The 9,530-nt window shown below is 72.0% G+C and carries 6 protein-coding genes, 1 pseudogene and 1 riboswitch; all 7 genes and pseudogenes read left to right on the plus strand.

Going from position 1 to position 9,530, the window contains the following annotated elements; translation table 11 throughout:
* A complete protein-coding gene (locus AB0H81_RS29640; protein ID WP_358381135.1) occupies positions 1–2,505 on the plus strand; it encodes a mannose-1-phosphate guanyltransferase in 2,505 nt (834 codons plus the stop codon).
* Between the two features lie 332 nt (positions 2,506–2,837).
* Positions 2,838–3,350 carry an FHA domain-containing protein gene (locus AB0H81_RS29645; RefSeq protein WP_358381137.1) on the plus strand — a complete coding sequence of 171 codons (513 nt, stop codon included), beginning with the start codon at positions 2,838–2,840 and terminating at the stop codon, positions 3,348–3,350.
* A gap of 67 nt (positions 3,351–3,417) precedes the next feature.
* A complete protein-coding gene (locus AB0H81_RS29650) occupies positions 3,418–4,083 on the plus strand; it encodes a MerR family transcriptional regulator (protein WP_358381139.1) in 666 nt (221 codons plus the stop codon).
* A 172-nt stretch (positions 4,084–4,255) separates the two neighbouring features.
* A complete protein-coding gene (locus tag AB0H81_RS29655) occupies positions 4,256–4,726 on the plus strand; it encodes a bifunctional nuclease family protein (RefSeq protein WP_090771501.1) in 471 nt (156 codons plus the stop codon).
* Positions 4,727–4,874: 148 nt separating this feature from the next.
* The gene (locus AB0H81_RS29660) at positions 4,875–5,495 is read left to right on the plus strand and encodes a MerR family transcriptional regulator (protein ID WP_358381141.1); all 621 of its coding nucleotides are present in this window, start codon (positions 4,875–4,877) and stop codon (positions 5,493–5,495) included.
* A gap of 23 nt (positions 5,496–5,518) precedes the next feature.
* A riboswitch (glycine riboswitch) is annotated at positions 5,519–5,614 on the plus strand.
* A 153-nt stretch (positions 5,615–5,767) separates the two neighbouring features.
* Positions 5,768–8,629, plus strand: coding sequence for an aminomethyl-transferring glycine dehydrogenase (gcvP, locus tag AB0H81_RS29665; RefSeq protein ID WP_358381143.1), 2,862 nt, complete (start codon positions 5,768–5,770; stop codon positions 8,627–8,629).
* A 526-nt stretch (positions 8,630–9,155) separates the two neighbouring features.
* Positions 9,156–9,530: pseudogene (locus tag AB0H81_RS29670) on the plus strand (hypothetical protein); the annotation flags it as partial.

Raw genomic sequence — 9,530 nt, forward strand, 5'->3', positions numbered from 1 at the left:
GTGAAGGCGGTCGTCATGGCGGGCGGGGAGGGCACTCGGCTGCGACCGATGACCGCCAACCAGCCCAAGCCGCTGCTTCCCGTGGTCAACCGGCCGATCATGGAGCATGTGCTGCGCCTGCTCAAGCGGCACGGTGTGACCGAGACGGTGGTGACGCTCCAGTTCCTCGCCGCGCTCGTGCGCAACTATTTCGGCGACGGCGACGAGCTCGGCATGAGCCTCGAGTACGCCACCGAGGACGTCCCGCTGGGCACCGCCGGGAGCGTCAAGAACGCCGCCGACCGCCTGCGGGACGACCGTTTCCTGGTCATCTCCGGCGACGCCCTCACCGACATCGACTTGTCGGATATGGTGCGTTTTCACCGGGAAAATGGCGCCCTCATTACCATTGGGCTGAAGCGCGTGCCGAATCCACTGGAGTTCGGGATCGTCATCATCGACGAGGCCGGCCGCGTGCAGCGCTTCCTGGAGAAGCCCACCTGGGGCCAGGTCTTCTCCGACACCGTCAACACCGGCGTGTACGTCATGGAGCCCGAGGTCCTCGACCACGTGGCCGCCGGGGAGCCCGTCGACTGGTCCTCCGACGTCTTCCCCCGCCTGCTGGAGAGCGGCGCCCCCATCTTCGGCTACGTCGCCGACGGCTACTGGGAGGACGTCGGCACCCACGAGAGCTACCTCAAGGCCCAGGCCGACGCCCTGTCCGGCAAGGTCAGGCTGGACATCGGCGGCTTCGAGCTGTCGCCGGGCGTCTGGGTGGCCGAGTCGGCCTCCGTCGACCCCGACGCGGTGCTCAAGGGCCCGCTGCTCATCGGCGACTACGCCAAGGTCGAGGCGGGCGCCGAGCTGCGCGAGTACACCGTCCTGGGCAACAACGCGGTCGTGCGCGAGGGCGCCTTCCTGCACCGGGCCGTCGTCCACGACAACGTCTACCTCGGCCCCGCCGCCCACCTGCGCGGCTGCGTCGTCGGCAAGAGCACCGACATCATGGCGGGCGCCCGCATCGAGGAGAACGCCGTCATCGGCGACGAGTGCGTCATCGAGCCCGAGGCGTACGTCTCCAGCGGCGTCAAGGTCTACCCGTTCAAGACCATCGAGGCCGGGGCCGTCGTCAACACCAGCGTCATCTGGGAGTCGCGCGGCCAGCGCAACCTGTTCGGCCCGCGCGGCGTCAGCGGCCTGGTCAACGTCGAGATCACCCCGGAGCTGTGCGTACGGCTGGCCAGCGCGTACGCCACCACCCTCAAGAAGGGCGCGCACGTCGTCACCTCGCGCGACTCCTCGCTCGCGGCCAGGGCGCTCAAGCGGGCCGTGATCAGCGCGCTCACCGCCAGCGCCATCAACGTGCTCGACCTGGAGGCCGCCCCGCTGCCGGTGGCCCGCTTCCACACCGCCCGAGACTCGGCCGCCGGCGGCATCGCCCTGCGCACCACCGCCGGCGACCCGCAGAGCGTGGACATCGTCATCATGGACGACCGGGGCGCCGACCTGCCCGCCGGCGCCCAGCGCAAGCTGGAGCGGGTCTTCTCCCGCCAGGAGTTCCGCAGGGCCTTCCCCGGCGAGATCGCCGAGCTGACCTACCCGGCGCGGGTCGTCGAGGACTACACCCACGAGCTGCTGCGCCGCGTCGACATGACCGGCATCGCCGGAATGAAGGTCGTCGTCGACTGCGCGGGCGGCACCTCCTCGCTGGTCCTGCCGACCCTGCTCGGCCGCGTCGGCGTCGAGGTGCTCACGGTCAACGCCCGGCTCGACGACGCCTCGCCGACCGAGACGCTCGCCGAGCGCCGCCGCGACCTGCAGCGCCTCTCGGAGCTGGTCAGCTCGTCCCGCGCCGCGTTCGGCGTCCGCTTCGACCCGGTCGGCGAGCGGATCGCGCTGGTGGACGAGATGGGGCAGCTCATCGGCGAGGAGCGCGCCCTGCTCGTGGTGCTCGACCTGGTGGCCGCCGAGCGCCGGGGCGGCCAGGTGGCGCTGCCCGTCACCACCACCCGGGTGGCCGAGCAGGTGTGCCGCTTCCACGGCGTGCAGGTCCAGTGGACCCCGACCGCGCTGGACGCCCTCACCTCGGCCGCCGCCGGCGAGGACATGATCTTCGCGGGCGACGGGCGGGGCGGCTTCGTCGTGCCCGAGTTCAGCCCGGCCGTCGACGGGCTGGCGGCGTTCATGCGCCTGCTCGGCCTGGTGGCCCGCACCCGGCTGTCGCTCAGCCAGATCGACGCCCGCATCCCCGAGGCCAAACTGCTCAAGCGCACCGTTCCGACGCGCTGGGCGGCCAAGGGCGCGGTCATGCGCTCGGTCATCGAGGCCGTGGAGGGCTCCGCCGAAGGGCACCGCATCGACACGACCGACGGGGTGCGGGTCGTCGGCGAGGACGGGAGCTGGGTGCTGATCATCCCCGCCGCCACGGAGCCGGTCACCGACCTGTGGGCCGAGGCCCACGACGTCGACACGGCGCAGGCCCTCATCGAGCGCTGGGCCCGCATCGTCGAGTCCGCCGCGTCCTGACCGTGGCGGCGGGCGCCCTCCGCCTTCTCCCGGGCCGCCTCCACGCCCCATGGGGCTCCTTTTGGGCAGCTCTTGAGAGGAATGTCACCGCGGGTAACGGCCCCGGGGTTCGCGCCGCGCCCGGCAAGATCGTATTGTGTATACGCGCGGCGGCATGGACCATCAGGTGCGGACAGCGGTAACTTTGTCACCGTCCGAACCTGTCGTCCAGCGCCCCGCCTTGACCTTTGCCGTTCAGCAGCGTAAGTTGCGGCATTCGCAAACTTGAAGAGCGAAGCGAGGCGCGCCGAGCACCGTCGCCGCGTCTTCGCGGTAGGAGGCCGAGCCGATCGATGCCGAGCGTCTACTGCACGCAGTGCGGGCACGCCAACCCCGAGGATGCCCGTTTCTGTTCCCGCTGTGGGTCACCGCTGACCAGACCCGAGGTCACCGGGGACACCACGTCGACGATCTCCGTCGCGGGAATCGAGGCGTACGAGGCTGAGACCGGCGACATGCTCCTCGCCGAGCGGGCGCTGGTGGAGCAGCTGCCGCCCGGCACGGCATTGCTCACCGTGACCAGGGGCCCCAACCAGGGGAGCCGGTTCCGGCTCGACAAGGACCTCACCACCACGGGCCGCCACCCCGAGAGCGACATCTTCCTCGACGACATCACGGTCTCGCGCCGCCACGTCGAGTTCTACCGTCACCGGGGCGGCCAGTTCTCCGTGCGCGACGTGGGCAGCCTCAACGGCACCTACGTCAACAGGGAGCGCATCGAGGAGGTGCCGCTGCACTCCGGCGACGAGGTGCAGATCGGCAAGTTCCGGCTGCTGTTCCTGATGCGGACCGCCGCCGGCGCATGAGCGAGCGCAGCGAGCGACCCGTGGACGCGGCCCCGCGCGCGTCCACGGGGTCGACGGAGGAGGCCGCATGACCGCGCAGGCGGCGCGCTCGCACATGAGCATCGGAGAGGTGCTCGCCCTCCTGCAGGGCGAGTTCCCCGACGTCACGATCTCCAAGATCCGCTTCCTGGAGGGCGAGGGGCTCATCGAGCCGGAGCGGAGCCCCTCGGGCTTTCGCAAGTTCACCCACCTGCACGTGGAGCAGCTGCGTTACATCCTCACCGAGCAGCGTGACCATTACCTGCCGCTGCGGGTGATCAAGGACAAGATGGCCGAGGACTTCGGCCGCCCGCGCGCCGTCCCCGACTCCGGCTCCGCGGAGCAGGAGGTGCGGCTCAGCCGCGCCGAGCTGCTGGAGCAGGCCGGGATCGACGACGAGACGCTCACCGAGCTGGAGGACTACGGCCTGCTCGCGGCCCGCGCCCGGCGCTACGACGACAACGCGCTGGCCGTGGCGCGCACCGTGGGCTCGCTGGCCCGTTTCGGCCTGCACGCCCGGCACCTGCGCGCGGTCAAGGCGGCGGCCGAGCGCGAGTGCGGCCTGGTCGAGCAGGCGGTCGCGCCGGTCCTCAAACGGCGGGCCCCGGGGGCGATCGGCGAGGCCGACGAGGCGGCCAGGGAGCTGTCGGCGCTGCTGCTCGACCTGCACGCGGCGCTGCTCCGCGAGGGTGTGCGCACCGTCCTGAGGGGCTGACCCCGCGCGACCTCTGGACGGCCTCGGGCGGGAACGCAGGGGTGTGCGCTCCGGGCAGATTCGGGACCGCACCGGCGGACATACGGCACCCGCCGGGTGTTACGTTGAAATGCATAAGCGAACCAGCAATGAGCTGTGCCGGGTCGCCGGCCAGTCGAATACGGAGCAGCCCGTGTTGCAGATGGAGGTCGTGGGCGTTCGGGTAGAAATGCCCACAAATCAGCCGATCGTCCTGCTCAAGGAGGCACACGGGGAGCGGTTCCTGCCCATCTGGATCGGCATGACCGAGGCCACGGCCATCGCGCTGGCCCAGGCGGAGGAGCCCCCGCCCCGGCCGCTGACGCACGACTTGTTCAGGGACGTGCTGAGCGCTCTCGGTGTCGGCCTGCGCGCCGTCAACATCGTCGCCCTGCGCGACGGCATCTTCTTCGCCGATCTTGTGTTCTCCAACGGCGTGGAGGTCAGCGCCCGGCCGTCCGACTCGATCGCCCTGGCGCTGCGCACGGGGGCGCGCATCTTCGCCAGCGAGGAGGTCGTCCAGGAGGCCGGAGTGATCATCCCTGACGACCAGGAGGACGAGGTGGAGAAGTTCAGGGAGTTCCTTGACACGATCACCCCCGAGGACTTCGGCCGGGCGGGGTAGGTATTTCAGTGCATTTACGCTTCACGACGCGCCGAGCCGGATCGTTGACTGAGCATGGTCACGGTCCTACGGTGCAAGTGAAACCCGTGGCCGCCTTTTTACGAACCCCCAGATCAGGTCACGGGATGAGAGAAAGCCGGAGGTCCGCGTGGCGGTCAGCAGCGGCGAGGGAAAGACGGCCGGCCAGGAAGATTCGGTGCGGCGCGAGAGCGCGCGGCAGCGTGCCGGGGAGCAGGGCCTGCTCTTCGACGAGCGGCCGGCGGCGCTGCCGGGTGACATCGGATACCGTGGCCCGACGGCCTGCGCGGCGGCCGGCATCACCTACAGGCAGCTGGACTACTGGGCACGCACCGGACTGGTCGAGCCCACGATAAGAGCGGCGCAGGGCTCCGGCTCCCAGCGGCTCTACAGCTTCCGCGACATCCTGGTGCTCAAGGTCGTCAAGCGGCTCCTCGACACCGGGGTCTCCCTCCAGCAGATCCGTACGGCCGTGCAGCACCTGCGTGACCGAGGGGTGGCCGACCTCGCCCAGATCACGCTCATGAGCGACGGCGTCAGCGTGTACGAGTGCACCTCGGCCGACGAGGTGATCGACCTGCTCCAGGGCGGGCAGGGCGTCTTCGGCATAGCCCTCGGCCGGGTCTGGCGCGAGGTCGAAGGGTCCCTCGCGGAGCTGCCGGGGGAACGGGCGGCGGTCGAGGACTCCGTCCCGGCCGACCACCCCGCTGACGAGCTGGCCCGGCGGCGGCGCGCTCGCCGCACAGGGTAGTAATCTTAGAGGCGCAAGGCTGACGACCCCGTGCGGGAGAGTCCCCGGGCATCGTCCCAGGGGCGCCGAAGGAGCAACCCTCCCCGGAATCTCTCAGGCACCTGTACCGCTCGGGTGAGGCGACTCTGGAAAGCAGGCACGTCCGCCAGGCGCGCCTCACCGACGGTGCAAGCCCTCCGGGGTGAAGCTCTCAGGTCCGGATGACAGAGGGGGAGACCCGGCACTCGCCCGCGCCCTGGCGCCGGTCTCCACAGCCTCGGGAGGCACCTCTCATGACCGACCTGACAGCCCCGCCGTTCTCGACCCGGCACATCGGCCCGTCCGCCACCGAGCAGCAGCGCATGCTCGAGGCCGTCGGCTTCGAGTCCGTGGCCGACCTCGTGGCGGTGGCCGTGCCCGAGGCCATCAGGGCCAAGGACCGGCTCAAGCTGCCCGCCGCGGCCGGCGAGACCGACGTGATCACCGAGCTGCGCGCCCTGGCCGGTCGCAACCGGGTCGTCACCTCCATGATCGGCCTCGGCTACCACGAGACGATCACGCCCGCGGTCATCCGCCGCAACCTGCTGGAGAACCCCGGCTGGTACACCGCCTACACCCCGTACCAGCCCGAGATCTCCCAGGGCCGGCTGGAGGCGCTGCTCAACTTCCAGACCGTCGTCTCCGACCTGACCGGCCTGCCCGTGGCCGGCGCCTCCCTGCTCGACGAGGCCACCGCCGCCGCCGAGGCGATGACGCTGGCCCGGCGGGCCGGCAAGGTCAACAGCCCCGTGTTCGTCGTCGACGCCGACACGCTGCCGCAGACCAAGGCGGTGCTCGCCACCCGCGCCGAGCCGCTCGGCATCGAGCTCGTCGAGCACACCCTGGAGGGCGAGCTGCCCGAGTGCTTCGGCGTGCTCGTCCAGTACCCCGGCGCCTCCGGCCGCCTGCGCGACTTCCGCGCGGTCGCCGAGGCCGCCCACGCCTCCGGCGCCCTCGTCGTGGCCGCCGCCGACCTGCTCGCTCTCACGCTCGTCGCCGCGCCGGGCGAGCTCGGCGCCGACATCGCCGTGGGCTCCTCCCAGCGCTTCGGCGTGCCGCTCGGCTTCGGCGGGCCGCACGCCGCGTACATGTCGGTGCGTGAGGGGCTGCAGCGGCAGATGCCCGGCCGCCTCGTCGGCGTCTCCGTCGACGCCGACGGCGACCCCGCCTACCGGCTCGCGCTGCAGACCCGCGAGCAGCACATCCGCCGCGAGAAGGCCACCAGCAACATCTGCACCGCCCAGGTGCTGCTGGCCGTCATCGCCGGCATGTACGCCGTCTACCACGGGCCCGAGGGCCTGCGCCGCATCGCCGCCCGCACCCACCGGCACGCCGCCGCCCTGGCCGAGGCGCTGCGCCGCGGCGGTGTCGAGGTCGTCCACGGCGAGTTCTTCGACACCGTGCTCGCCCGCGTGCCCGGCAAGGCCGGCGACGTCGTACGCCTGGCCGCCGAGCGCGGCGTCAACCTGTGGCGCGCCGACGCCGATCACGTCGCCGTCGCCTGCTCCGAGACCACCACCGCCGGCGACCTGGAGCGGGTCGCGACCGCCTTCGGCGAGGCGCTCGGCCACGACTCCGCCTCCCTCACCGACCTGCAGGCGCTGGTCGCCGACGAGAGCCTCGACCGGCTGCCCGCCGGCCTGGCCCGCGAGTCCGGCTACCTCGGCCACCCGGTCTTCCACACCCACCACTCCGAGACCGCGATGCTGCGCTACCTGCGCAAACTGCAGGACAAGGACATCGCGCTCGACCGGTCCATGATCCCGCTCGGCTCCTGCACGATGAAGCTCAACGCGAGCACCGAGATGGAGCCGATCACCTGGCCCGAGTTCGCCTCGATCCACCCGTACGCGCCGATCGAGCAGGCCGCCGGCTACGTCGAGCTGGTCGAGACGCTGGAGCGCTGGCTGGGCGAGATCACCGGCTACGACGCGGTCTCCATCCAGCCCAACGCCGGGTCCCAGGGCGAGCTGGCCGGGCTGCTGGCCATCCGCGCCTACCACCTGGCCAACGGCGACACCGGCCGTGAGGTGTGCCTCATCCCGTCCTCGGCCCACGGCACCAACGCCGCCAGCGCCGTCATGGCGGGCATGCGCGTCGTCGTCGTGGCCTGCGACTCCGAGGGCAACGTCGACCTGGCCGACCTCGACGCCAAGATCGGCAAGCATCGCGACGCGCTGGCCGCGATCATGGTGACCTACCCGTCCACGCACGGCGTGTACGAGGAGGCCATCACCGAGATCTGCGCCAAGGTCCACGACGCCGGCGGCCAGGTCTACGTCGACGGGGCCAACCTCAACGCGCTGGTCGGCCTGGCCAAGCCCGGCGAGTTCGGCGCCGACGTCTCCCACCTCAACCTGCACAAGACGTTCTGCATCCCGCACGGCGGCGGCGGGCCCGGCGTCGGCCCGGTGGCCGTGCGCGCCCACCTCGCCGCGTACCTGCCCGGCCACCCGCTGCGCGGCGGCTCGCCGGTCGGCCCCGTCTCGGCCGCCCCGTACGGCTCGGCCGGCATCCTGCCGATCTCCTGGGCGTACATCCGCATGATGGGCTCCGACGGCCTCACCGCCGCCACCGAGCAGGCCATCCTGTCGGCCAACTACCTCGCCCGCCGGCTGGCCCCCCACTACCCGGTGCTCTACACCGGGCGCGGCGGGCTGGTGGCCCACGAGTGCATCATCGACCTGCGGCAGATCACCAAGGAGACCGGCGTCACGGTCGACGACGTCGCCAAGCGGCTCATCGACTACGGCTTCCACGCGCCGACCATGTCGTTCCCCGTCGCGGGCACGCTCATGATCGAGCCGACCGAGAGCGAGGACGTCGCCGAGCTCGACCGGTTCGCCGACGCCATGATCGCCATCCGCGGCGAGATCGCCAAGGTGGCCTCCGGCGAGTACGACAAGACCGACAACCCGCTGCGCAACGCCCCGCACACCGCCGAGGCCGTCGCGGCCGACCAGTGGACCCACCCCTACACGCGCACGGAGGCCGCCTACCCGCTGCCCTCGCTGCGCGACGGCAAGTACTGGGTGCCGGTGCGCCGCATCGACCAGGCCTACGGCGACCGCAATCTCGTGTGCTCCTGCCCGCCCCTGGAGGCGTACGAGGACTGACAGGCCGTCCCCCTCCGAGTGGCCCCTTCCCGCGCCGGCGGGGAGGGGCCACGCCGTTTCCGGGGCCTCTTTCCGCGCGCCGAGGTTCGGCTGGGGCCAGCCAGGCGGGCCGCCCGCGTCAGCACCGCGACGTGCCCTTGCGCCGCGACGTGCCCTAGCGTCGCGACGTGCCCTCGCGTGCGTCACGACGCGAGCCCCGGGCCGCTCGCGTCCTGTTCACGCGCCCGGCTGTAAGGCGACGTCCGCCGTCCCGCGTACGGCGGTGTCCGCACCACGGCGCGTCCCTTCGTCGCCCGCGCGCAGGCATCCCGCTCCTGGGGTGCGGCGCTTCGGGGACGCGCAGGCGTCCCGCTCCTGGGGCGTGGCGCTTCGCGGACGCAGGGGGCTCACGGGGCGGTGAGGGAGGGTGTGCCGGGGTGGCGCGGGGGTGTGGTTCCCGTCGCCGCCAGGCCAACCCCGCCGAGTCGGCAGACATGATCGCCAGAACTCGTTAGGCTCGGTCCGATCGTCGCCGAAGGAGCCCTCTTTGACGTCCTCAGAGTTGCGGACCCCGCCTCTCGACACCGCCCGCCGCCTGGCCGAGGACGGCGACCTCGACGCCGCAGCGGCCATCCTCGCCGAGCTGGCCGCCGACCCCGACGAGCCCGACCGGGCGCAGGCCGCCGTCGGCCTGGCCGTGGTGCTGGAGGAACGCGGCGACATCGAGGGCGCCCGCGCCGCGGCCAGGACCGCGCTCGCCACCGGCCACCCCGAGTACGCGGCCCAGGCGGCCTGCCACCTGGCCCAGGGGTTCGAGCGGGAGGGGGCCGACCCCTGCACCGGACAGGAACGCGCGGCCGTACCGCCCTGGCTCTTGAGCGCCTGTTACCCGGTGGCCGCGGGGGCGCTGCTCCTGGCGGCC

The organism is Nonomuraea sp. NPDC050691, from assembly GCF_040654455.1.
GTDB lineage: Bacteria > Actinomycetota > Actinomycetes > Streptosporangiales > Streptosporangiaceae > Nonomuraea.